This is a genomic window from Chryseobacterium arachidis (genome assembly GCF_900129245.1).
In the GTDB taxonomy this organism is placed as follows: Bacteria; Bacteroidota; Bacteroidia; order Flavobacteriales; family Weeksellaceae; genus Chryseobacterium; species Chryseobacterium arachidis.
This window is the reverse complement of sequence record NZ_FQUT01000006.1, coordinates 76,854-102,183: the sequence shown is the minus strand read 5'-3', so window position 1 is coordinate 102,183 and position 25,330 is coordinate 76,854. Positions and strand designations below refer to the sequence as shown.

The window sequence follows — 25,330 nt, the reverse complement described above, 5'->3', positions numbered from 1 at the left end:
TGCTTTTTCTATGATTAATTAAATCTAACAATTAATTTTTCTCTTGTTGTTTGATCAGATTCAAAGCAGAACCCGCTTTAAACCAATCAATTTGCTGGTCGTTGTACGTATGGTTTGCCATAACAATATCTTTAGTCCCATCGGAGTGGATAAACTCTAAAGTAAGTTGTTTTCCTGGAGCAAACTGATCAAGATCTAAGAAGTTGATCACATCGTCTTCCAGGATTTTATCATAGTCTGCTTCATTAGCGAAAGTTAATCCCAGCATTCCTTGTTTTTTAAGGTTTGTTTCATGGATTCTTGCGAATGATTTTACCAATACCGCTTTTACGCCTAAATGTCTTGGTTCCATGGCAGCATGCTCTCTTGAAGAACCTTCACCGTAGTTCTGGTCTCCCACAACGATGGAAGGAACACCAGCGGCTTTGTAGGCTCTCTGTACAGCAGGAACTTCACCGTATTCCGCAGTCAATACATTTTTTACTTTGTTGGTTTCCATGTTGAAAGCATTTACAGCTCCGATCAACATATTGTTTGAAATATTATCTAAGTGACCTCTGTATTTCAGCCATGGTCCCGCCATTGAAATGTGGTCGGTTGTGCATTTTCCGAAAGCCTTAATTAAAAGTCTTGCTCCGGTAATGTTTTTCCCATCCCATGCAGGGAACTCTTCCAATAACTGAAGTCTGTCTGAAGTTGGGTTTACATTAACAACAACCTTTGATCCGTCTTCAGATGGAGCCTGGTAACCGTTGTCTCCAACAGCAAAACCTTTTGCAGGCAATTCAAAACCTTTAGGCTCATCTAATTTGATCTGCTCTCCGGCTTCATTCGTTAAAGTATCTGTAATTGGATTAAAATCTAATCTACCTGAAATGGCAACAGCAGCTACCATTTCCGGTGATGCTACAAAAGCATGAGTATTTGGGTTACCATCCGCTCTTTTCGCAAAGTTTCTGTTGAAAGAGTGAATAATTGAGTTTTTCTCGCCTTTTTCAGCGCCTTCTCTGTCCCATTGTCCGATACATGGTCCGCAGGCGTTAGTAAAGATTCTGGCATTTTCAAATTTTCTGAAAGAATTTAAGAAACCGTCTCTTTCAGCTGTAAATTTCACCTGTTCAGAACCTGGGTTGATTCCTAAAATTGCTTTAGGTTTTACTCCTTTAGCAACGGCATCTTCAACGATAGAAGCTGCTCTTGATAAATCTTCATAAGAAGAGTTGGTACAAGAACCAATCAATGCCCATTCTACTTCAAGTGGCCAGCCGTTGGCTTCAGCTTTAGCTCTGAATTCAGAAACTGGCGTTGCCAAATCCGGAGTGAAAGGCCCGTTCAGGTGAGGAGCCAATTCAGAAAGGTTGATTTCAATTACCTGATCGAAATATTGTTCAGGGTTTGCATATACTTCCGGATCACCGGTTAAATGTTCAGCAATTACATCAGCAGCATCTACAACATCCTGTCTGCCTGTAGAAGCTAGATATCTTCTCATAGAATCATCGTATCCGAAGGTGGAAGTGGTAGCCCCGATCTCAGCACCCATGTTACAGATGGTTCCTTTTCCTGTCGCTGAAAGAGATTCGGCACCTTCACCGAAATATTCTACGATGCATCCCGTTCCTCCTTTTACGGTAAGAATTCCTGCAACTTTTAAGATAACATCTTTTGCGGAAGTCCAGCCGGACATTTTACCGGTTAATTTTACACCGATTAATTTTGGCATTTTTAATTCCCAAGCCATTCCTGCCATTACGTCTACGGCGTCAGCTCCACCAACGCCGATGGCAACCATTCCTAAACCACCAGCATTTACTGTGTGAGAGTCGGTACCGATCATCATACCTCCCGGGAAAGCATAGTTTTCCAATACAACCTGGTGAATAATTCCCGCTCCCGGTTTCCAGAAGCCGATTCCGTATTTGTCGCAAACAGAACCTAAAAAATTAAAAACTTCTGAGTTTTTATTGAGCCCTTCCTGTAAGTCTGCCTGTGCACCTACTCTCGCCTGAATAAGGTGATCGGCGTGAGCGGTTGACGGAACAGCGACTTTAGCTTTTCCTGCCTGCATGAACTGCAAAAGCGCCATCTGTGCAGTAGCATCCTGCATAGCAACTCTGTCCGGTGCGAAATCTACATAAGAATTTCCTCTTTCGTGTGCCTGAGTAGCATTTCCTTCCCAAAGGTGGGTGTAAAGGATTTTTTCTGAAAGGGTAAGAGGTTTTCCCACGACTTGTCTTGCCGCAGCAATTCTTTCAGGGTAACGCTCATACACTTTTTTGATCATATCAATATCAAAAGTCATATCTGATTTATTTTTTTTCTATTTAATTATTTAAAATTTGTTTACTCATGATCATCAAATTCTATTCCTGAGGCCTGTAAAAGGGAATAAATAGGATAAATGCCTGAGATTATTTCTAACTATCAAGTTAAGAAAAAATAAAATTTTTAATATTGATTTAAGGTAAAATAATTTGAATGGTCGTTAAATAGAAAGATTCTAAATAAAAATGGAAGACTTCAAAAAGAAATCTTCCATTTTTATTTAAAAAGCCTTTCGACTTTAATTCAAAAATTGATTAGTGGCCAACCGTTACCAATTCTTTGATCGATGGGACGAAAGTTGTTAAATCAATTCCTTCAACAGCTGTTTTGTATTCGTCAATGCTCGGAATTCTTCCCATGACAGCTGATAAAACAACTACCGGAGTCGAAGCCAATAAAGATTCTCCTTTTTTACGTTCAGAATCCTCAACCACTCTTCCCTGGAAAAGACGGGTAGAAGTTGCCAAAACAGTATCTCCTTTTTCGGCTTTTTCCTGATTCCCCATACAAAGGTTACAGCCAGGACGCTCAAGGTACATCATATTTTCATATTGAGTACGCGCTTCGCCTTTCGGAGCAGCATCGTTGAATTCAAAACCTGAATATTTCTCTAATAATTCCCAGTCGCCTTCAGCCTTTAATTCGTCAATGATATTATAAGTTGGAGCGGCAACTACTAATGGAGCCTGGAATTCTACTTTACCATTTTGTTTTTCAAGATTTCTCAACATCTGAGAAACAATCTTCAAGTCACCTTTGTGAACCATACAAGAACCTACGAAACCAAGGTCAACTTTTTTCTCACCTCCGTAGAACGTAAGATCTCTGATGGTGTCGTGCGTATATCTTTTAGAAACATCTTCGTTGTTTACATCCGGATCAGCAATCATTGGCTCAACGATTACGTCAAGGTCTACAACAACTTCAGCATAATATTTTGCATTAGCATCCGGAGTCAAGGCAGGTTTATCACCAGTTCTGATTTCCTCGATTCTCTTGTTTGCTTTGTTAATTAAACCTTGAAGAACGTGGTTTTTGTTATCCATTCCTTTGTCAATCATAATCTGGATTCTGCTTTTTGCAATTTCCAATGATTGGATCAAAGTATCGTCTTCAGAAATACAGATAGAAGCTTTAGCTTTCATCTCTGCAGTCCAGTCTGTGAATGTAAATGCCTGGTCAGCTGGAAGAGTTCCGATGTGAACCTCAATAATTCTTCCTTGGAAAACGTTTTCTCCGTCGAATTGCTTCAGCATCTGAGCCTGAGTCGCGTGAACCACATCACGGAAATCCATATGCTCCTTCATCTCGCCTTTGAAAGTTACTTTTACCGATTCAGGAATCGGCATTGAAGCTTCACCTGTTGCCAAAGCCAAAGCTACTGTTCCTGAATCAGCTCCGAAAGCAACCCCTTTAGACATCCTTGTGTGAGAGTCACCTCCGATGATGATGGCCCATTCGTCAACCGTAATATCGTTAAGAACTTTGTGAATAACGTCTGTCATTGCGTGGTATTCACCTTTCGGGTCACGAGCTGTGATTACCCCGAAATCGTTCATAAATTTCATTAATTTAGGAATATTAGCCTGCGCTTTTTTATCCCAAACTGAAGCTGTGTGACATCCCGACTGGTAAGCTCCGTCTACGATGGGAGAAATTACCGTTGCAGCCATCGATTCCAATTCCTGAGCAGTCATTAAACCAGTAGTATCCTGAGATCCAACGATATTAACTTCAACTCTAACATCAGAACCTGCGTGTAATAATTTACCTTCAGTAACACCCACGGCATTTCGGTTGAAGATTTTTTCAACCGCAGTCAAACCTTGTCCTTCAATAGAAATTTCTTTAGAAGGAGCGAAAACTGCAGGAGCTGTAATTCCTAAAGTTTTAGCAGCAAACGTCTGGATTTTTTTACCAAAAACGATGGCATAAGAACCACCCGCTCTGATAAATTCTAATTTTTGTGGAGTAAATGATTTTGAAATATCTTTCAATTCAGTTTCTCCGTTGTATAATTTTTTCTCTTTCGTATTGATGGTCAAAACAGTTCCCGTAGCAACAGAATATTTTTCTTCCAAAACAATATCTCCATTTTCATTACGAACAGGATGTCCGTTCTCGTCGGTTTTCTTAACCCAGTTTTGAAGATCGATTCCGATACCTCCGGTTACGTCAACTGTTGTTAAGAAGATCGGAGAAATGCCGTTTGTCCCGGCTACAATCGGAGCGATGTTTACGAAAGGTACATAAGGACTTGCTTGTTTACCTGTCCAAAGTGCAACGTTGTTTACCCCCGACATACGGGAAGAACCAACTCCCATTGTTCCTTTTTCTGCGATTAGCATTACGCTTGCATCAGGATGTTGAGCCTGTAAAGCCTTTATTTCTTCCTGTTGAGCAGGAGACATCATACATTTTCCGTGCAATTCACGGTCTGAACGAGAGTGTGCCTGATTTCCCGGAGATAATAAATCTGTTGAAATATCACCTTCTGCAGCGATGTAAGTCACCACTTTAATTTCTTCTGGAACTTCAGGAAGTTTAGTGAAAAATTCTGCTTTGGCATAACTTTCCAAAATATCTTTAGCGATTTTGCTTCCTAATTCGTAAGCTTCTTTTAAACGTGCTGTATCAGCATCATACAAGTAAACCTGAGTTTTAAGAACTTCAGCAGCCTGTTTTGCTGTAGCTTCATCATTTCCTAAAGCCAAATCAAGCAAAACTTCGATTGACGGGCCTCCTTTCATGTGAGACAAAAGCTCAAATGCAAACGTAGGAGTGATTTCTTCAACCACAGATTCACCAAGAATGATTTCTTTTAAAAATTTAGCTTTTACACCTGCCGCACTTGTTGTACCCGGCAATGTATTGTAAATAAAAAATTTAAGAGAGTCTGCTCTGTGCTCGTTAGATGTGTCTTTAATCTGTTCGATGATTGCGCTTAGCAATTCTGCACCGTCGATTGGTTTTGGGTGAAGCCCCTGTGTTTTTCTTTCCTCGATTTCTTGGATGTAATCGTTATAAATGCTCATAATAATAGAAGTCTTTTCAATTTAAATGTAGATTGTACACAATTGTCATCGTACTGTCATTTTGATTAACAGGATGTTTTCATTACAATAAAATCATTAAAAGCTGCCGCAACACAACGACTGTAGTAATAACAACATAATCTACCTCCTTTTAAAATGCCGGATAATATTGCGATTTGCTTTAGTTTTAACAGGGATGAATTCATGAAAATGAAAATATCAGTGCCTGAATCATTTAAAATCTCTTCGGATTATCAAACATTTAAAAAATGTTCCCAAATTTACGGATTTTTACTATTTTTTCTGCTTGAAATTATTTAGATTCTTTATAAATATGAATTTTATATTTTCTATTTTTAATTGTATTTTTGCAAACAAATGATGATTATGAAAAATGCAGTTCAGATTTTATGTGTTTTTATTTCGATTTCCATTTTTTCCCAGTCCAAAACTGTGAAGAAATTACCCGTAAAAAATATATCTAAAACTGCGGTTAAAAACACTACCCCAAAAGCAAAATCCGATCCGGACCTTCCCGTTATTAATCCGGATCTTCCTCTTTTAATCCCTAAGAAAAAAGACAACAACTTTGGCTATGTCAATCAGAAAGGAAAATACATTATTCAACCAGAATATCATATTGCTTTATTTTTTTATGAAGACTGCAACCTGCTTAATTCCCCGAATGAAAAATTAAGAAAATTCGGAACCGCGGACTATGCAACGGTTGAAAAAAATGAGATATCCTATAGAATTGATAAAACAGGAAAAAGAGTGTATCAGTTCAGGCAATCGGATCTTGGAAAATGTGTTTATAAAGAATATGTTCAGCAGCTTTTTCAGGCTTACGTGATGAATGGGTTTTACGGGATTATAGAAAAATCGGTATTTAAAAATCCACAGGATTACAGACATTTTAAAATTTATCCTCAATATGAGTATTTGTATATTCTGGAAGGTGATGATGTGGCAAATCCTATGATTATTGCTTCTAAAAATAATGTTTTTGGTGTGATTAATGTGGATGGCAATATTATCATTCCGTTTGAATATGCGGATATTAAGAGAAACTTCAGCTGGAAATTGGGGAGAATGTTTGATGTATCTAAAGACGGCAAAAATTATTATTATGTTGATTCTAAGAACAAAACATATTAAATTGTTGGGCTGATATATTTTTCGTAATTTCGCGGCTGAAATAAAGGGGTGCTGTAGCAAGCTGAGATTATACCCAATGAACCTGGAACAGATAATGCTGTTTAGGGAAATTAAAAATGAGCAGGAGGAATGAATAATTTTCAAATATTATTTATTACGATTTCTAATTACTCATCATAATCCGCCCCTTTTATTCATTAAATTTTAAAGATTTATAGAATGAAAGGATTATTTTTTTTAGGGCTTACCGTTGGCTCTTTCGCTTTTGTACAGGCACAAAATTCCGATTCCTTAAAAATAAAGGAAATAGAAGCCGTTAACTTTACCAAAAGACTTCCTGTTGCTAAAGAAATCATTAATGTTCAGAAAGATTTAGACAGCAAAAACCTCGGACAGGACCTGCCAATATTACTTAAAAATCAAACCTCAATAATTTCGACTTCCGATGCCGGTAATGGTGTTGGTTATACAGGTTTCAGAATCCGTGGCGTTTCAGGAAGTGCTATCAATGTGATGATGAATGGTGTTCCGTACAACGATTCCGAAAGTCAGGGGACTTTCTTTGTGAATGTGCCTGATCTTACAAGCTCTGCATCTCAGATCTTAATCCAGAGAGGGGCCGGAACGTCCAACAATGGAGCGGCGGCATTCGGAGCAAGCATCAATGTTCTTTCCAAAGATCCGGAAGAAAAAATGTATTTTAAAACAGATGACAGTTACGGTTCGTTTAATACCTACAAATATTCTGCGGAAATAGGCTCCGGAAAATTCTGGGGAAACCGTCTTTCTGTAATGGGAAGATATACGCATATCAGTTCGGATGGTTATATCGACAGGGCATCATCAAAACTGCATTCTTACAACTTTACCGCTTTGTATGAGGAAGGAAAAACAAGAATCCGTCTGATGGCTTTCGGAGGTAAGGAAAAAACGTATCAGGCATGGAACGGAATCGACAGAAAAACATGGGAAACAGATCCGAAGTTCAATTACTCGGGAGCAATTTACGATTCGAATTGGGAAAATATTGTTGGTTTTTATGATAATGAAACCGATAATTACAGACAAAATCATTACCAGTTGCTTTGGGAGCAGAAGTTTAATGATAAATGGAATTTAGAAACCACCTTACACTATACAAAAGGAAAAGGATATTACGAAAATTACAAGCAGGGCGATCCTTTCGTGGATTATAATTTACCTGATGTAAATGGGGAAGGATATTCAGACTTTATCAGAAAAAAATGGCTGAATAATGATTTCTACGGGATCGTTTCAACACTTTACGGAAAATTTGGAAGCGTAGACGTTAATTTCGGTGCCGTTGCCAACCAATATTACGGCAGACATTTCGGAAATGTAACCGGCGTTTTCTTGCCACAGATTAACGAGCACGAATATTACAGGAACCGTTCTGTAAAAAATGAAGTTTCGGGATTTGCAAAGGCTTTGATAAGGGTAAATGATTTTGAATTCTTTGGAGATTTACAGCTTAGAAATGTTGATTATGATACTAAAATAATTACTTCAGGTGACGGAGAAGGAGCCGATCTTGATAAAAACTGGCTGTTCTTCAATCCAAAAGCTGGAATTAATTACAGAATTCCGACGGGAAAAATATTTATCTCCTATGCACACGCCCACCGTGAGCCCAACAGAGATGATTTATTGGCTAATAATGATGTAAAGGCAGAAAAGCTACACGATTTTGAAGCAGGGATTGAAAAGCAATTCGGAGTCGTATCTTTTACGGCGAACTTATATTACATGTATTATGTTAATCAATTGGTTTTAAACGGCGAACTGAATAACGTTGGTGCTTTTATCAGAACCAATTCCGGAAAAAGTTTTAGAAGCGGAATCGAGTTGGGAGCGTTGGCAAAGCTTTCAAAACAATGGGAGCTTACGGGAAATGTAAGTTTCAGCAACAACAGGAATTTAGACTTTAAAATCGAAAACGAAGAAGGTATACAAGATCTTGGAAATACACAGATTTCTTTTTCGCCGGACGTTATTGCCAATTTGGGAATCAGATTCAATCCGAATAAAAATTTCCAGTTTGCTTTAACCAATCAGTATGTTGGAAAACAGTATCTGGATAATTCCGAAGATAAAAATCTGCAGCTGAAAGATTATTTTCTGACGGATTTCAATGCCCAATATCAGTTTAAAATTAAAAACAACGATATCGCTTTGAAATTATTGGTGAACAATATTTTCAATAAAAAGTATGCCAATAACGGTGCTGTCTGGGATAGCGAGCCGTACTATTTTTCTCAGGCAGGAACCAATTTCATGTTTGGGATCAGCTGGAAAATCCAGTAATCAATCAGGCTATATTTAAACTTAATTATAGTAAAAAGTAAAAGTTAGATTTTTGAGGCTGCTTCGGCGGCCTTTTTTGTTTTCGGTTTTTGAATCAGTAGGAGCAAGCTTCAGCCTTTTTTCAAAAAAAATCGGTCAATTCGCTTTATCCAAAATCTGTAAAATTGAATCATTAATCAACTAAAAAAACGGCTTTTTATTCTGAAAAGAAAATGGATTCAGCAAATGGCGAACTTATGAAGGCAATTTTAAAATTTATAAAATTAAAACTCCTTTAAACTCTTGTTCATAAAAAATAAATCTCTCAAAAAGTCACGAAAAAGTCATAAATTTGCCACCAAATGAATATTTCAGCTTATATTTTAGAATATTTGAAACAATTTGGGACTGCAACAGTTCCTGGTTTTGGAGTGTTTTCTCTGGAAAACTCTAAGGCAATTATCAATTCCGAAAACGGAAGTATTCTTCCTCCTGCCAGTAAAATTGTTTATGCTCCGGACTATGAAGCAAAGTCGGATGATCTGGCGGCTTTCATAGGAAGCCAGAAGCAAATGCACCTGGAAGCGTCCAAAACAGATCTGCAGATTCAGACAGATTTCTGGAAGAAGAAACTACAGGCAGAGCAAATACTGGAAATTCAGGGCCTGGGAACCATTTTTATTGAAGATGGCAAAACTCATTTCAAAGGAAACAGATTAGAATCGGATCATCCGGATTTTTATGGTCTGGAAGAAATTAAAATTTCAGACATCAATAATAAGGAAATCAAATTCAAAGTGGCTGTTCCTTCCGAAAAAGATTATAAATTCAACAAGTCAATTCTTTGGGCTTTTCTGATTATTATTCCGGTGCTGGGTATTCTTTATGTAGGTTATACTCAACAAGAACTTCTTTTCGGGAAAAAATCCTTTGATAAAACAAATATTTCCGTACAGACCAAAACGCACAGAATAGCAAAAGATACGGTAAAAGTACGGGTACATAATCCGTCGGTTGCAGATTCGCTGAAGAAAGACTCTGTGGTGCAGAAGCCAATTCAGCCTGTAGTTAAAGAAATAGTAAAAACTCCGGCAACCCCAAACAACACTAAGAAATAATGGCAAAAATAAAAAAAGCGTCAGATTCCCTGACGGTGATGACAAATATTGTACTTCCCAATGATACCAACCAGCTGAGAAATCTTTTCGGTGGAGAATTGTTGGCAAGAATGGACAGATGTGCTTCGATATCGGCAACAAGACATTGCGAAAGAAGAGTCGTGACAGCATCCGTAAATCACGTTTCCTTCGATCATCCGATTCCGGAAGGTGGAATTGTGGTCATGGAGTCCAAAGTTTCCCGTGCATTTTCAACATCTATGGAAATTTATGTGGATGTCTGGCTGGATGATCCGATTAATCATAAAAAAATACAGACCAACAAAGGAATTTATACCTTCGTGGCAGTGGACGAATTCAACAGGCCCATTCCAATTCCTGATATGGAGCCGGAAACAGACCTTGAAAAAGAAAGATATGCCGCAGCTTTAAGAAGAAAAGAACTTTCCCTGATTCTTTCCGGAAGAATGAAGCCTACGGAATCTATCGAGCTTAAAAAGCTTTTTCAGGAAGAACCTACAGAATAAATTTTATCAGAGAAGGTATACAGAAAACTAAAGTTACCATTACAGATACAACCGACAAAAATATTTGTCGGTTTTTTATTGCTATCTCAAAAGATGTCTCCAGGTAACCTTCTTCCTTTCTGAACATTTTCTTAGGGAAAAATATGGGCAAACTGATAAGCATTAAAAGAATTGCATTCAGTCCAACTTCCAGCCACAGAAATATTTTATTCCCAAAACCATCCGCACCTTCTGAAGAATAATGAATAGGAACGGTTTCCTGTATGGAAGAAAATTTTAAGCTTAATGCAATGATATAAAGTAAAAGTAACAATACGGAAATACTGAAAATGATTTTAGCTGATTTCATCAGGATCAAAATTGAAAAATTCTATCTTGTAAAGGCAATTTCTACTTTTTTGAGACTTACCTTTGCATCAACAAATATAAAGAATTATGCCTTCCATGAGAATATTACTCTTAGATAAAAACCATCCTTTAATTACCGAACAGCTTTTAGCCAAAAACTTTATTCTGGAGGAAGATTTTACGTCTTCGTATAATGAGGTTTGTGATAAGATTGAAAATTATGATGGGGTGATTATCAGAAGCAGGATTCCTTTAGATAAAAACTTTTTAGAGAAAGCTAAAAATGTAAAGTTTATCGCAAGAGTAGGAGCAGGGATGGAAAATATTGATATTCCGGTGGCTGAAAAATTAGGAATTCAACTGATTAATTCTCCTGAAGGAAACAGAGATTCTGTAGCAGAACACGTTGTCGGAATGTTGTTGATTTTAATGAACCGACTTTTCATTGCTTCTCAGGAAGTAAAAAACGGGATCTGGCTTCGTGAAGAAAACCGAGGAGATGAATTATTAGGAAAAACAGTCGGGTTAATTGGTTACGGAAATATGGGAAAAGCTACGGCTAAAAGACTTTCAGGTTTTGGATGTAAAGTAATCTTTCATGATATTCTCCCCAATCTTTCTGATGAATATGCAACACAGGTTTCCCTTCAGGAATTGAAAGACCAGGCTGAAGTTTTAAGCTTACATATTCCATTAACGGAACAATCTTATTATCTGGTCGACGGACCATTTATTTCCGACATGAAAAATGACTTCTATTTTGTAAATACGGCGAGAGGGAAAAATATTGAAACTAAAAGTTTAGTAGAGGCCTTAAAAGCGGGTAAAGTAAAAGGAGCATGTCTTGATGTTTTAGAATACGAAAAATCATCTTTTGAAAATTTAGAAACCGAAAATGAAGATTTAAAATACCTTTTAGAATCCGAAAAAGTGATAGTTACTCCTCATATCGCAGGCTGGACGCATCAAAGCAAAGAAAAGCTGGCTCAGGTAATTGTAGATAAAATTGTAGCTTCCTTTGCATAAAGTTTAAAATGTAAAACTGTAAATAATAATCCAATTTGATCTGATTTACAGTTTACTTTTTTATGTTAAATAATTCATAATTTCTATTCAATATTTATTATTTATTTTGAGTTTTATTAAATTGCCGCTCATTTTGAAATTCATGAGGATGCGTAATTTTGTACTTATTTTAACTGTCTTTTTAGCCCTTTTTTCCTGTAAAAATAAATCTGAAAACAAAGCAGCTGTTGCAGAAAGTACAACCAGCCTTCCGAATTACGGAAATGTTGATTTGTCTTCTGTCTTTACCAGAGAAGACAGTCAGGTTCCCGATAAGGCGTCTTTAGTTCGTTATATCGATCAGTATTATAAAAGAGTATGGGAAGGCAGTGACCTGAGCGGAGGAATTCTGGTGGCAAAAGGAGATGATATTCTGTATGAAAACTACAGAGGCTTTGCAAGAGAAGGAAATCAAAAGCCGATAGACAGAAATACACCGCTTCATGTAGCCTCGGTTTCAAAAACATTGACGGCGATGGCGATGCTTAAATTGGTTGAAGCCGGGAAAATAAAGTTAACGGATCATTTGACACAGTTTTTTCCGGGTTTCCCATATCCGAATGTTACGGTTAAGACATTATTGGACCAGAGAAGCGGACTTCCGAAATACGAATACTTTATTACGAAAATTCAGCCGGCTCCGGCAGAACTTTCCAAAACTTTTATCACCAATGAGGATGTGCTGAATATGATCATTAAATACAAGCCGGATCTGGCAAGAGAAACCGATACCGGATTTATGTATTGCAATACCAATTTCGCATTATTAGCTTTATTGATTGAGAAAGTAACGAAAATGCCTTTTCCACAGGCGATGAAAGAGATGGTTTTTGTTCCGTTAAAAATGAAAAACAGTTATATTTTTCAGGAGAAAGATATTCCGACGGCTTCTCAATCATTTTATTATGGAGGAAATAGGTTATACCCTTTAGACAGGCTGGATCTTATTTATGGCGATAAAAATGTATATACAACTCCACGGGATTTATATAATTTTTCTAAAGCCATGTTTTCTAAAGATTTTTTAAAGCCTGAGCTGATGGAGCAGGTATTTACACCTTACAGCAACGAAAAGTTCGGGATGAACAATTACGGATTCGGCTTCAGAATGAAAATTTTTGATAACGGTGAAAAGCTGACCTATCATAACGGCTGGTGGCACGGGACAAATTCTGTTTTTGCGCATTTGCTGAAATCAAAAGTTACAATTGTTGCAATCGGAAACAAATATTCAAACAGAGTGTATACAGCACTTGCTTTATCAGGTTTGTTCGAAGATTTTCCGCCTCAGAAAGATAAGCTCCACAGCATCATGAGTGATGAGAAAGATACATTGAACGGGCATAGTGAAGTTTATGGAGAATAATGTTTATTTTTGCGTAAACATGTTCATGAAAAGATTCCTTTTTTTATTCGTTATCGGTTTTCTGTTGCACTCATGTGCAAGAGTGGGTTCGCCAGTTGGCGGATTAAAAGATACATTGGCTCCAAAGTTTTTAAGTTCCAATATTGATACGTCAAGAATCAATGTTCCGAGAGATATTAAAGAGCTCCGTATTGATTTTGATGAATATGTAACGTTAAAAGACATCAACAAGAATCTGAATATTTCGCCGCCGATTAAAAATATCAAGCGCATTATTCCTGCAAATATTGCCAATAAATTTGTCCTGATTCAATGGACGGATACCCTACAAGCTAATACAACTTATAATTTTAATTTTGGAAATGCCATTGCCGATAATAACGAAGCGAACGTGCTGAGGTATTTCAATTTTGCATTTTCAACAGGGGAAAAACTGGACGATCTGTATATCAGCGGAGATGTAAGGGATGCATTGTCCATCAAGAAAGCGGGAGAAAACAAATTTGTTGTAGGATTATATCAGGTAAAAGATACGATCAATTATAAACAGAAACCTTATTACATCACAAAGGTAGATGATGACGGATATTATGAGCTGAATTATCTGGCTCCGGGACGTTATAAAATCATTGCTTTCGAAGACGAAAACGGAAATTCCATATACGATCCCGGAAAAGAAAAAGTGGGATTCCAGAAAGATCCTGTTACAGTTGAAAAATCTGTCTCAGGATTGAATTTGAAATTATATCCTTCCAGAAAACCTGTGAAATATCTTGAAATGAAAGAAATTGCGGGAGGTGCCATCATGACTTTTGAAGGAAAGCCGGATGAGGTAAAAGTTCAGCCGCTGAATGAAAAAATTAAGGAATATCAGATCACTCATAAACCAAAATCAGATACGGTAAGAATCTGGTTTGATGCCGTTAAAAGTGATGTCGGGCAAACAGTAACCGAGAATCTTAAATTTGGTTATAATGCCGGAGGACCCAAAAAAGATACGCTGTATAATGCCTCTCTGTTTTACAAGTACAATCCGAAAAATGTAATGGATGTTAATAGTGATAATAACGGAGAATTGCTTGCCCCGAAATCAGATTTTAAAATCAGTTCAAATTATTACATAGATAAGATCAGTCCGGATAAATGGACGTTCAGAGTTGCTGGTGACAGTTTAAATACAGTTCCGTTTACAGCGAAAATATCTGAGACAAATCCTTATCAGATCCTCGTAAAAGCAGATTTTATTGCAGGAAAAAAATATCAATTGACAGTACCAAAAGAAACGGTTTCCTCCTTTTATGCTAAAAATTATCAGTCAAAACGTTTTGATTTTACGGCAGACAAGATTGAAAATTATGGAAGTCTTACATTTATTTTGAAAAATGCTCCTACTACAAGCTATTGGCTTCAGTTGGTGGATTCGTCGGATAAAGTTCTGTATCAGAAATACACAAAAGGGAGCGAAGTGAAGTTTGATATCCTGAAACCCGCTGAGTATATCGTGAAAATTCTTGTGGATAATAATGAGAATAAGTTTTGGGATGAAGCCGATTTCCAGAATAATATTTTTGCGGAGGATTCTTATATATTCTACCAGACAGCGGTGGTAAGACCTTTATGGGAAAGTAATGTAGAATGGGATCTTAATGACACGAGAGTGTTGGATACTTCAAAATTAAGCTTCCCTAAAAATACCGAACCTCCCAAAGATGCAAAGAAAATGGATTTGAAAAGCAATGATGCACTGCTGACACCAACGAGGTAAAACATGAAAACGTTTAAAAAAATACTTTTCTGGAGCTTACTCGGCTTTGCTTTAATACAGTTTATTCCAACAGATAAAGTAAATCCGCCAGTTGATCATAAAGCTAATTTTTTTGATATTCAAAAAACTCCTGAAAAGATACAGGGATTGATCAAAAATGCCTGTTACGACTGCCATTCCAACGAAACGGTATATCCTAAATACGCATATATTGCACCGATATCGTGGTCGGTTAAAAGCCACATCAACGAAGGAAGAGAACATCTCAATTTTTCTGTATGGGGAAGTTATAACAAAGATCTGAAGGAAAACATGCTGAATAAATCCATTCAAACCATTCAGAACAAAACGATGCCGATGCCCGGATATATCGTGTATCACAAAGAAGCCAATCTTTCCGAAGCAGAAAGAACCTTGTTGGTAAAGTATTTCGAAGAAATATTGAAATTAAAAACTTATTAGTTTACATACAAAATTCCCACAAATCCTGAGATCGGTGGGAATTTTTTATTTTAAATAAGAAATTAAATATTTTTTAAATAGCCTTCAAAAAATTTCTTTTGAGAATCAAAAGCTAAATCTTCAAGATTTAGATCTTTTAAAGGAATCCAGACAGCCTCTGAGATTTCAGACAGTTCTAAGCTGACCTCAAACTTTTCCGGAACATGATATTCGTAAAAAAGATCAATCGTATTGTAATCAATCTCTTTATACTGATAAACATTCGGAAGGCTCGTTAAATACTTTAAATTTGAAATATCGATATCAATCTGCAGTTCTTCAAAAAGCTCTCTTTTACATGTTTCTTCTGCACTTTCTTTGGGATCTACAAAACCTCCGGCAAGATCCAGTTTACCTTTTTTAGGGTCTCTGTTCCTTCTGGTAAGGTAAATTTCATCTTCATGCCGAATGACAACAGCTACAGCTCCTGCAACATTATTATACAAAGAGAAACCACATTCAGGACAGCTCCATTTTTTTTCGCCGTCCCAGTTTAGAGATTCTTTGCCGCAGTTGGGGCAATATTTCAATATTTTCATTGAGTAGTATTCATATTTCGCGGATGGTAGCTTAAGATAACATCTCTTAATTCCTCCGTTTTCAGATGGGTATAGATCTCGGTCGTTGTAATGCTCGAATGACCCAGCATTTCCTGAATATATCTAAGATCTGCACCGTTTTGCAGCAAATGTGTTGCAAAAGAATGTCTGAAAGTATGAGGCGAGATTTTCTTGTTTACCCCTGCTTTATCTGTCAGTTCTTTGATGATTAAAAATACGATCACGCGAGACATTGAAGTACCTCTGCTGTTTAAGAAGAGCGTATCTTCATATTTCTTATTGATCTTATTTTTAGAACGGGTATGGCGGATATAATCTTTCAGCAATTCTGCGGTATAATCTGCCAAAGGAACAAATCGGGTTTTATTCCCTTTTCCGTGTACCTTTATATAATGTTCTTTAAAATTGATATTGGAAATCTTAAGATCAATAAGCTCCGACACACGTAAACCACAGCCATAAAGAACCTCAATAATACACTGGTTTCTTTTTCCAAGATCTGAATTGGCTTCAATGGCACCGATAATTTTGTTGATATCCGGCAGGCTTAATGTATCCGGCAGATAAAGACCAAGCTTTGGGCCTTCCAGCAAAGAAGCAGGATTATCTTCACGGTATTCATCCTCTATTAAAAATTTAAAAAATGCTTTAATAGAAGAAATCCATCTGGCCTGAGATCTTTCGCTGAATTTTTGTTTTGAAAGGTTAAAGATGTATTCCTGCAGATTTTCATAGCCTATACTGTCCGGACCGACGTTTTCCAGATCTTCTTCTGCGTACTCTTTTAATTTTTTGATGTCTCGAATGTAGGCGTCGAGTGTGTTTTCTGAAAAATTTCGTTCGAAACGAAGAAAGATCTCAAAATCCTTAATTTTTTCATCCCAAGTCATGTTGTGTTATTTTTTTAGTTCACAATCCGAAATTTGCTCTATTTCAATGTTATGGTTTCTTAAAAATGATATTCCGTCATCGTCCGAATACTCGTTGATGTATACCAGCCTTGTAATTCCCGCCTGAAGAATAAGCTTACTGCATTCTTTACACGGAGAAAGTGTTAAATACAAAGTGGCACCTTTGGCAGACTGTGTGGAAGCCGACAATTTTAGAATTGCATTGGCCTCGGCATGCAGCACATACCAATGCGTTTTGCCTTCACTGTCCTCACAGCAGTTCTCGAACCCCGAAGGAGTACCATTATAACCATCTGAAATAATCATCCTATCTTTTACGATAAGAGCTCCTACCTGCTTTCGTTTACAGTAGGATAGTTTTGCCCATTCCTGAGCCATTTTTAGATAAGCTTTATCAAACTTATTCATACAGCAGCATTGATTTTTTCGAAATAATTTGTATTAAGGATAAGGTTTAGAAGTTCGGTTTTCTTTTTTCTAAGAATGCGGAAACTCCTTCCTTTTTATCGTCTAAATCAAAAAGCTCTCCGAAATAATTAATCTCGGTTTCATAACCTTTATCCGTATCCGATAAATTAACAGCATGTATAGCTCTGGAAATCGCCATTGGCGAGTTGCGCGCTATAGTATCTGCCAGTTCTTTTGTCTTGTTCAATAAATCTTCGATAGGATATACCTCATTTACCAGTCCGATTTCTTTTGCTCTTGCAGCAGGAACCATTTTGGCAGAGAAGATCATTTCGTTGGCAATACCTTTACCTACAAGTTTCGGAAGCCTCTGAGTTCCTCCGTAACCAGGGATTAACCCTAATGTTACTTCCGGAAGCCCTAATTTGGCATTTTCCGAAGCATATCTGATGTGGCATGCCATAGCAAGCTCCAGACCTCCACCTAATGCAAAACCATTCACGGCTGCGATGACAGGTTTGGTCATATTTTCAATTTTATTGAATAAAGAGTTTTGTCCGTTTCTGGCCAGCTCTTCAGCTTTTTCCTGTCCAAAATCACTAAACTCTTTAATATCAGCTCCTGCAACGAAAGATTTTTCTCCGCTTCCGGTAAGAATAATTACCCTGCAGGAAGAATCATTGCTAAGTTCGTCTAAAGCTGAACTTATTTCGCTGATCGTTTTTGCATTTAATGCATTCAAACTCTCAGGTCGGTTTATAGTAATAGTTGATACATTATCTTCTTGATGCAATAATATATTATCGTAACTCATTTTCACTTTGAAATATTATTCTGTGCAAATTATAAATTTTTTGTAAAAAAAAGGAAAAAATATTGACTTTTTTTCCTTTTAATGTGATTATTGTTGGAGAATAACGTTATTTGTTATGATTCATCATATTTCCATCAATGGTGACGTTTAACTGTGTAGCTACTTTCATGCCAAGTTCTATGTTGGCTCTGAAAAAATGACAAAGCTGGCGGTTGATGATTTCGTCTTTCTTTGGTCCGTCGATCCCTTTCATACTTCCGACAATATTATTAACGAGATTTTGTCTGTCTTCCGGTGTCATTGCTTTTGAGTAGAGTAAGCCCGACTGGGTGTAATGATCGTCGTCGTTTTCATTTCTGTTATAGCTTGCAACATGAGCGCTGTCTAACTCATATTCAAAATTTTTATAAGATGAATCGGCTTTAATATCATCAAAACTATTCGGGTGATAGTTTGGTTTATCCTGATACTCGCTGGAATCTGCCATAAAACCGTCTCTCTGATAATTATTGACTGCAAAGGGACATCTGTTCACTTCCAGCTGATGAGCGTTGACACCAACTCTGTACCTGTGTGCATCCGGATAGGAAAATAATCTTCCCTGAAGCATTTTGTCGGGCGAAAAACTGATTCCGTTGATGAGATTACTCGGTGAAAAAATCGATTGTTCAACATGGGCAAAGTAATTGACAGGAACTTCATTCAGTTCCATTTCTCCCACTTCAATTAGCGGAAAATCGCTTTGGAACCAAACTTTAGTAACGTCAAAAGGATTCCATCTGAAATCTCTTGCCTGCTCTTCCGTCATCACCTGGATGTACATCGTCCATTTCGGGAAATCTCCGTTTTCAATGGCATTGCAAAGATCTTCCTGTGCAAAATCAGGATTTTCTCCTGCCATTTTTACAGCATCTTCATTTGTGAAGTTTTTGATCCCCTGTTTTGTTTTAAAATGAAATTTTACCCAAACGCGCTCATTTTTATCATTGATCATGGCGAAAGTATGTGACCCGAAACCATGCATGTGTCGGTAGCCATAAGGCGTTCCCCTGTCTGACATTAAAATTAAAACCTGATGAAGAGATTCTGGATTTAAACTCCAGAAATCCCACATCATTGTAGCGCTTTTCAGATTCGTTTTCGGAACTCTTTTTTGAGTATGGATAAAATCCGGAAATTTTTTAGCATCCTTAATAAAGAATACTGGTGTATTGTTTCCTACCAGATCCCAATTTCCGTCTTCTGTATAAAATTTTAGGGCAAAACCTCTTGGATCTCTTGCTGTATCTGCACTTCCTTTTTCACCTCCAACAGTAGAAAAACGGGCAAACATTCTGCAGGAATTGCCGACTTTTGAAAATAATTTTGCTTTGGTATATTGTGTAATATCGTGTGTAACTGTAAAAGTTCCATAAGCTCCACTCCCTTTTGCATGTACCACCCTTTCCGGGATCCTTTCTCTTACAAAATGGGCAAGATTTTCCTGTAAAATAAAATCCTGTAATAATACCGGGCCTCTCGGTCCCACTGTCTGCGAATCCTGATGCTCAAAATAAGGAGAGCCGTTGCTTAATGTTAATTTTTTAGAATCCATAGAGTTATGATTTTTGCGAATGATTTCTTAATTGTAGTTAATTATGTAAAGGTAGTAAATATCAAAATTACAAGAATTTTTAATTGCCGATAGCAAAAACATTTTATCTTTGTAATAGATAATATTAATCAGATGAACATTCAGCAACTGGAGTATCTTATCGCTGTAGATAAGTACAAACATTTTGGTAAGGCAGCGCAAGCGTGCTTCATTACGCAACCTACGTTAAGTGCAATGATACAGAAATTTGAGGACGAACTGGATGTGAAAGTCTTCGATAGAACAACGCACCCGATACGTACCACAGATGTAGGACTTCAGATCATCGATCAGGCGAAGGTTATCATAGAGTCTGTCAATGAACTGAAGAATAAGGCCAATCTTTTGAATAATATTTTGGGAGGGACAATTAACTTAGGAATAATTCCAACGGTTTCTTCTTTTATTTTGCCGACTGAAATTTTCAAATTTTTGGAAGATAATCCGAAAATTCAGATGAATGTGAAGGAAATGACAACGGACAATATCATCAAGGCTTTGAAAGCCGGAGAATTGGATGCCGGAATTATTTCTACGCCTTATGATGCGGCAGACGAGTTTTATCAGGACTTCTTATTTAATGAAGAATTAATGATCTACAGTTCGAATACAGAGACCAATAAAAAGAACTCTTATGTTGTTCCTGAAGATCTGAATGTAGAAAAAGTTTGGCTGCTTGAAGAAGGAAACTGTTTGAGAAATCAATTTGAAAATATCTGTCATTTAAAGGAAAATACTTTGAAGCCTAAGAATTTGGATTTCCTGGCTTCCAATATCCAGACTTTGGTCCACATGGTAGATAAAGTAGGTGGAATCAGTATTTTACCTGAATTAGCCTTAAACCAACTTTCTGATGTGCAAAAGGACAATGTTTTCAGATTCAAAAAGCCTTTTCCTTACAGAGAGATCAGTATAATTTACTATAAGCCAACGTTTAAACAGAAAATTATTGACGAATTATCGCATTCTATCAGAACTTCGTTAGAGAACAAACTTCATTATCATGAAAATCCGAAAGAATTCGTAAGCATAAAACCACAATAGTTTTATTGTTAAAGCTTGACAGATCATTAACTTAAAGAAAATTATAATTAGTAAACAAAAATTTTGAGTATTCGCAAAATAGTACTTAAATTTGCCAACGTTTACGAACGAGGAAAAATTTGACCTGATTGCAACCTCTATAAAAAAATGCTAAAACAGTATTACTTTTTTTAGACATTCTGGCAATTTATTCTTACTTTTCTTCGTGAATTTTTTAATCTAAAAAAACAAAGAGAATAATATGTCTTATTTATTTACATCTGAATCAGTTTCAGAAGGACATCCGGATAAAATTGCCGATCAGATTTCCGATGCATTAATCGACCACTTTTTAGCATATGATAAATCTTCAAAAGTAGCTTGCGAAACTCTTGTTACAACAGGACAGGTTGTTTTGGCTGGTGAAGTAAAATCTGATGCTTATCTTGATGTACAGACGATTGCAAGAGACGTAATCAACGGAATCGGATATACAAAAGGAGAATATATGTTTAATGGTGATTCTTGTGGTGTTATTTCAGCCATTCACGAGCAATCTCCGGATATCAATCAGGGTGTAGACAGAGCGGTAACAGATGAGTCTTTTGAAGCTAAAGCAAACGCGCAGGGAGCCGGAGATCAGGGGATGATGTTTGGGTATGCAACGAATGAAACGGCAAACTATATGCCTTTGGCTTTGGATTTGGCACATACTATTCTTAAAGAACTTTCTGCGATCAGAAGAGAAGATTCTGAAATTAAATATCTTCGTCCTGACGCAAAATCTCAGGTTACCATCGAATATTCTGATGATCACAAACCAATCAGAATAGATTCTATTGTAGTTTCTACTCAGCACGACGATTTCGGATCAGAGGAAGAAATGTTAAACAAAATCAGAGAAGACATTAAAAATATTTTGATTCCAAGAGTTGTTGCTTTACAAACTGAGGAGATCAAGGCTTTATTTAATGATCAGATCAAATATCACATCAACCCAACTGGTAAATTCGTAATCGGTGGTCCTCACGGAGATACAGGTCTTACAGGAAGAAAAATTATCGTTGATACTTACGGCGGAAAAGGAGCGCACGGTGGTGGTGCATTCTCTGGAAAAGATCCTTCAAAAGTAGACAGAAGTGCGGCTTATGCAACAAGACACATCGCTAAGAATTTAGTTGCTGCAGGTGTTGCTGACGAGGTTCTGGTACAGGTTTCTTACGCAATCGGTGTTGCTGAACCTTGTGGTTTATACATCAACACGTACGGAACGGCTAAAGTTGATCTTCACGATGGTGAAATCGCTAAAAAAGTTTCTACAATTTTTGATCTTAGACCTTATGCAATCGAGCAAAACCTGAAATTGAGAAACCCAATTTATCAGGATACAGCTTCTTACGGACATATGGGAAGAGAGCATTACGTGGCTGATAAAACGTTCAATAAAGGACATAAAAACGAACTTACTTTAACAGGTTTAGAGTTCTTTACTTGGGAAAAACTAGACAAAGTAGACGAAATTAAAGCTTCTTTCGGAATTTAATTTTTTAAACTTAATAAGAATAAATGACTGCTTTATCTTTCCGATAAGGCAGTTTTTTTTAATTTTACATGAAAATAAATTGAAGATGATAAACGCCAGATTTGCAATCACGATCCTTTCCGTATTTTTCCTGAGTATATTTACAAAAGCGCAGTATACAGTGCATAAAATGGTGAGTGTAGGATACACCTATCAAAATCAAAGTTTCGGGGAGATAGGAGGGAAGTTGCTTTTCCTGAAAAATGATGATGTTATTTACCGTTTGGGAGCATCCGCAATGATGGGTTCTGCAAACTCTCAATTTGCCATCATGCCTAAAATTTCTGCCGATGTTTTGTTAAATTTTGAAAAAAATGTTGACTTTACGCATTCCTATTATTTCCTGATTGGTGCGGAAGGAACGAACAAATATGTTGCCCCGAAAGTTGGCGTTACGATTTTTGGGATCCTTGATGTAACCGGAGGGTATGCTTTTCCGATAGGAAATAGCGGAATAAACGGCAAAGAGTTAAAGGGGGTGAATGTAAATTTTACACTAAATATCCCAACTGTGTTCATTCACGACATGTTTAAATGATTTTTTTTAAATTTTTCTCGTAAAAAATTAATAAATGGTTAACAGTTATTAAAAATTTATTATATTTACACCATAGAAAAATTGTATCCGCCTATTGATTCGACTTTACTCTGAAGAATTGTTTTGTATTTACAGCTGAAGCCAGATAAAATATCTGGGAAAATTTTCATCAGCAAAATATTTATTGAGAAAGAAGTTATGAAATCAAAATCGGATAGTTTACTAATTTCCCTTTACCAAAAAGGAGACGAAGAGGCGTTGTCAACCCTTATTCACCGTCATCAGAGAGAACTGTTTACATTCATTTTTTACAAAATTAATGATGAAGATTTAGCAAACGATGTATTTCAGGATACATTCATGAAGATTATCGTGATGCTAAAAGAAGGACGCTATAACGAAGAAGGAAAGTTCATTCTTTGGGCAAAAAGAATTGCTCACAATCTTATTATCGACCATTTCAGATCAAAAGCAAAAAACATCAAAGTTTCCGAAACTACTTTTGAAACCGACGAATATTCTATTTTTGATTTATTAAGAGAACCTTCTGAAAATATTGAGGACCAATTGGTAACCAACCAGATTCAGGAAGATCTTTTGAAGATGCTCCAATTCCTGCCGCAAAACCAGCAAGAGGTAATTAAACTTAGATTTTTTGATGGTTTAAGCTTTAAAGAAATCGCTGACCATACAGACATGAGCATCAATACTACATTAGGGAGAGTACGGTACGCGTTGATCAACCTGAGAAAAATCATGGAAGAAAATAATATTGTCTTGACAAGATAGATAATAAATTCGGAAAATTCTCGTTCTAAGGAAAAACATTTAATCGCCTATGAGAAAAAATGATTCCTTAAAAGTGAAAGCTTTGAAACCTAAGAAACAAACGATTGACTTTTTGCTCAACTTTTCAAAGAGTGTCGAGGTTGTAAAAACCAAGAGCAAGAATTATCCGATTTCCAAAAATTAAAATTATTAATTTTGTGCTGTATGAAAATTCAGCACATTTTTTTTGATCTCGACAATACACTTTGGGATCACCGCAGAAATGCCTATTTAACGATAAAAGACCTTTTCGAAAAAGAAGAAATCGGGTTAAAATATAATATCAATTTTGATGAATTCCATTCGGTTTATCACGAAATCAATGAAAAACTTTGGGAAGACATTCGTGATGGAATTATCGATAAAGAATATCTGAGGAAACATCGTTTTTATGATACTTTTAAACGTTTTACTGTAGATGATTTAGAACTATCAATGTTTTTTGAAGAACATTTTTTAGATAAAATCCTCAATCATAATGAACTGGTAGAAGGCGCAGAGTATATTTTAGAATATCTTAAAGCCAAAAACTACACATTGCATATTATTTCCAACGGATTTAAAGAAGTGACGGAAAGAAAATGTATTTTATCCGGAATTGATACATATTTCCAGACCATTACAAGTGCGGATACAGTTGGAGTAAGAAAACCGCGTCCTGAAATTTTTGAATATTCTTTAAATCTTTCTGATGCCACAAAAGAAAACAGTATTTTAATCGGAGATGATTGGATCGCGGATGTTGTCGGAGCCCAAAACTTCGGAATGGATGTTATTTTCTTTGATGTTTTAAATGAAAATCCACAACAGGAAGGTTTGAAATCAATTAAACATTTGTTGCAGATTAAAGAATTTTTTTTAAATTTTAATTAAAAGTTTTGAATTATATTTAATGCTTGTCAAGGTTCAAAACCTTGACAAGCATTTTTCTTAAGAAGAAAAAAGGTGATATCAGCAAAAAAATCATCATCTAAATCCAATTCTGGATTTTTCCCAATTCTTTCCCAATTTGATATAGATATTTGTTCCATAATAATTAACAAAAAGTAGAAAATTATGGAAACAAGAACAAAAATAACAATTGCATTAGCAGTCCTTCTTATCTTAATTGCGGGTTTTGTTTACGGACAAGACAGAGCGATTAATCCCAATCAATTACCCAAAGCAGCAAAAACTTTTCTTTTTACGAATTTTAAAGGTGTCGGAATTGGTTCTGCAGTTGAAGACAGAGAAATTTATGGTGTCGATGAATACAATGTGTATTTGGCAAATGGCGTAAAAATTGAATTTGATAGAAATGGAAACTGGAAAGAAGTCGATGGAAAACATCAGAAAATTCCTTACAATTTCATTCCTGTCAATATCAGAAACTATGTAACGAGAAGCTTTCCCCAAACCTTTATTACTCAGATTAAAAAAGGAAGATGGTCTTATGAAGCCGAACTTTCTAACGGAGTTGAAGTGGAATTCGACAGAAACGGAAACTTTACAAAAATTGATGATTGATCATAGCCTCCTAAA

23 protein-coding genes are annotated in these 25,330 nt (G+C 36.5%); 14 read left to right on the top strand and 9 right to left on the bottom strand.

From position 1 onward, the window contains the following. Positions 1–31 precede the first annotated feature (31 nt). Both BUA89_RS12635 and BUA89_RS12630 read right to left on the bottom strand, forming a co-directional pair. Complete coding sequence (locus BUA89_RS12635; RefSeq protein ID WP_072958273.1) at positions 32–2,302, bottom strand: aconitate hydratase; 2,271 nt, start codon at positions 2,300–2,302, stop codon at positions 32–34. A gap of 277 nt (positions 2,303–2,579) precedes the next feature. After that, complete coding sequence (locus BUA89_RS12630; protein ID WP_072958270.1) at positions 2,580–5,360, bottom strand: bifunctional aconitate hydratase 2/2-methylisocitrate dehydratase; 2,781 nt, start codon at positions 5,358–5,360, stop codon at positions 2,580–2,582. A gap of 387 nt (positions 5,361–5,747) precedes the next feature. Between BUA89_RS12630 and BUA89_RS12625 the strand changes: the two genes are divergently transcribed. The 4 genes from BUA89_RS12625 (at position 5,748) to BUA89_RS12610 (ending at position 10,467) form a co-directional block, all read left to right on the top strand. After that, positions 5,748–6,518 carry a WG repeat-containing protein gene (locus BUA89_RS12625; protein WP_072958619.1) on the top strand — a complete coding sequence of 257 codons (771 nt, stop codon included), beginning with the start codon at positions 5,748–5,750 and terminating at the stop codon, positions 6,516–6,518. Between the two features lie 219 nt (positions 6,519–6,737). Further along, positions 6,738–8,843 carry a TonB-dependent receptor gene (locus BUA89_RS12620; protein ID WP_072958267.1) on the top strand — a complete coding sequence of 702 codons (2,106 nt, stop codon included), beginning with the start codon at positions 6,738–6,740 and terminating at the stop codon, positions 8,841–8,843. A 341-nt stretch (positions 8,844–9,184) separates the two neighbouring features. Next, a complete protein-coding gene (locus BUA89_RS12615) occupies positions 9,185–9,940 on the top strand; it encodes a hypothetical protein (RefSeq protein WP_072958264.1) in 756 nt (251 codons plus the stop codon). Next, positions 9,940–10,467 carry an acyl-CoA thioesterase gene (locus tag BUA89_RS12610; RefSeq protein WP_072958261.1) on the top strand — a complete coding sequence of 176 codons (528 nt, stop codon included), beginning with the start codon at positions 9,940–9,942 and terminating at the stop codon, positions 10,465–10,467. Before BUA89_RS12615 ends, BUA89_RS12610 begins: the two co-directional genes overlap by 1 nt. Here the strand turns inward: BUA89_RS12610 and BUA89_RS12605 are convergent. Beyond that, a complete protein-coding gene (locus tag BUA89_RS12605) occupies positions 10,457–10,816 on the bottom strand; it encodes a hypothetical protein (RefSeq protein WP_072958258.1) in 360 nt (119 codons plus the stop codon). The genes BUA89_RS12610 and BUA89_RS12605 overlap by 11 nt on opposite strands. A gap of 95 nt (positions 10,817–10,911) precedes the next feature. Here BUA89_RS12605 and BUA89_RS12600 point away from each other — a divergent pair, with 95 nt between their 5' ends. The 4 genes from BUA89_RS12600 (at position 10,912) to BUA89_RS12585 (ending at position 15,473) form a co-directional block, all read left to right on the top strand. Next, complete coding sequence (locus BUA89_RS12600) at positions 10,912–11,841, top strand: 2-hydroxyacid dehydrogenase (RefSeq protein ID WP_072958615.1); 930 nt, start codon at positions 10,912–10,914, stop codon at positions 11,839–11,841. A 142-nt stretch (positions 11,842–11,983) separates the two neighbouring features. Continuing rightward, on the top strand, positions 11,984–13,246 hold the full coding sequence (locus BUA89_RS12595; RefSeq protein ID WP_072958255.1) for a serine hydrolase domain-containing protein: 1,263 nt from the start codon (positions 11,984–11,986) through the stop codon (positions 13,244–13,246). Positions 13,247–13,271: 25 nt separating this feature from the next. After that, positions 13,272–15,011 (top strand): Ig-like domain-containing domain, encoded by a 1,740-nt coding sequence (locus BUA89_RS12590; protein ID WP_072958612.1) that lies wholly within the window; start codon positions 13,272–13,274, stop codon positions 15,009–15,011. 3 nt (positions 15,012–15,014) lie between these two features. Further along, positions 15,015–15,473 (top strand): heme-binding domain-containing protein, encoded by a 459-nt coding sequence (locus BUA89_RS12585; protein ID WP_072958250.1) that lies wholly within the window; start codon positions 15,015–15,017, stop codon positions 15,471–15,473. 62 nt (positions 15,474–15,535) lie between these two features. Here the strand turns inward: BUA89_RS12585 and BUA89_RS12580 are convergent, their stop codons facing one another. The 5 genes from BUA89_RS12580 to BUA89_RS12560 form a co-directional block, all read right to left on the bottom strand. Then, positions 15,536–16,051 carry an NUDIX hydrolase gene (locus BUA89_RS12580; RefSeq protein ID WP_072958247.1) on the bottom strand — a complete coding sequence of 172 codons (516 nt, stop codon included), beginning with the start codon at positions 16,049–16,051 and terminating at the stop codon, positions 15,536–15,538. Next, on the bottom strand, positions 16,048–16,962 hold the full coding sequence (gene xerD, locus BUA89_RS12575) for a site-specific tyrosine recombinase XerD (RefSeq protein WP_072958244.1): 915 nt from the start codon (positions 16,960–16,962) through the stop codon (positions 16,048–16,050). Before xerD ends, BUA89_RS12580 begins: the two co-directional genes overlap by 4 nt. A gap of 6 nt (positions 16,963–16,968) precedes the next feature. Then, the gene (locus tag BUA89_RS12570) at positions 16,969–17,391 is read right to left on the bottom strand and encodes a deoxycytidylate deaminase (protein WP_072958241.1); all 423 of its coding nucleotides are present in this window, start codon (positions 17,389–17,391) and stop codon (positions 16,969–16,971) included. A 46-nt stretch (positions 17,392–17,437) separates the two neighbouring features. Continuing rightward, entirely contained in the window at positions 17,438–18,205 is a 768-nt protein-coding gene (locus tag BUA89_RS12565) for an enoyl-CoA hydratase-related protein (protein ID WP_072958238.1), read from the bottom strand. Positions 18,206–18,311: 106 nt separating this feature from the next. Beyond that, complete coding sequence (locus BUA89_RS12560) at positions 18,312–19,799, bottom strand: catalase (RefSeq protein ID WP_072958234.1); 1,488 nt, start codon at positions 19,797–19,799, stop codon at positions 18,312–18,314. A gap of 132 nt (positions 19,800–19,931) precedes the next feature. Between BUA89_RS12560 and BUA89_RS12555 the strand changes: the two genes are divergently transcribed. From BUA89_RS12555 to BUA89_RS12535, 5 genes are all read left to right on the top strand, one after another. Next, positions 19,932–20,882, top strand: coding sequence for a LysR substrate-binding domain-containing protein (locus tag BUA89_RS12555; protein ID WP_072958231.1), 951 nt, complete (start codon positions 19,932–19,934; stop codon positions 20,880–20,882). A 241-nt stretch (positions 20,883–21,123) separates the two neighbouring features. Continuing rightward, positions 21,124–22,404, top strand: coding sequence for a methionine adenosyltransferase (gene metK / locus BUA89_RS12550; protein ID WP_072958228.1), 1,281 nt, complete (start codon positions 21,124–21,126; stop codon positions 22,402–22,404). Positions 22,405–22,489: 85 nt separating this feature from the next. Next, positions 22,490–22,981: a hypothetical protein gene (locus BUA89_RS12545; RefSeq protein ID WP_072958224.1), complete on the top strand. Its 492-nt coding sequence runs from the start codon at positions 22,490–22,492 to the stop codon at positions 22,979–22,981. A 198-nt stretch (positions 22,982–23,179) separates the two neighbouring features. Next, positions 23,180–23,770 (top strand): RNA polymerase sigma factor, encoded by a 591-nt coding sequence (locus BUA89_RS12540; protein WP_072958608.1) that lies wholly within the window; start codon positions 23,180–23,182, stop codon positions 23,768–23,770. Positions 23,771–23,974: 204 nt separating this feature from the next. Next, positions 23,975–24,682, top strand: a complete 708-nt coding sequence (locus BUA89_RS12535; RefSeq protein ID WP_072958221.1) for a YjjG family noncanonical pyrimidine nucleotidase — start codon at positions 23,975–23,977, stop codon at positions 24,680–24,682. Between the two features lie 26 nt (positions 24,683–24,708). Here BUA89_RS12535 and BUA89_RS23410 read toward each other — a convergent pair whose 3' ends face one another. Beyond that, positions 24,709–24,840: a hypothetical protein gene (locus BUA89_RS23410; RefSeq protein WP_262487544.1), complete on the bottom strand. Its 132-nt coding sequence runs from the start codon at positions 24,838–24,840 to the stop codon at positions 24,709–24,711. Positions 24,841–24,865: 25 nt separating this feature from the next. Between BUA89_RS23410 and BUA89_RS12530 the strand changes: the two genes are divergently transcribed. After that, positions 24,866–25,315: a PepSY-like domain-containing protein gene (locus BUA89_RS12530; protein WP_072958218.1), complete on the top strand. Its 450-nt coding sequence runs from the start codon at positions 24,866–24,868 to the stop codon at positions 25,313–25,315. Positions 25,316–25,330 lie beyond the last annotated feature (15 nt).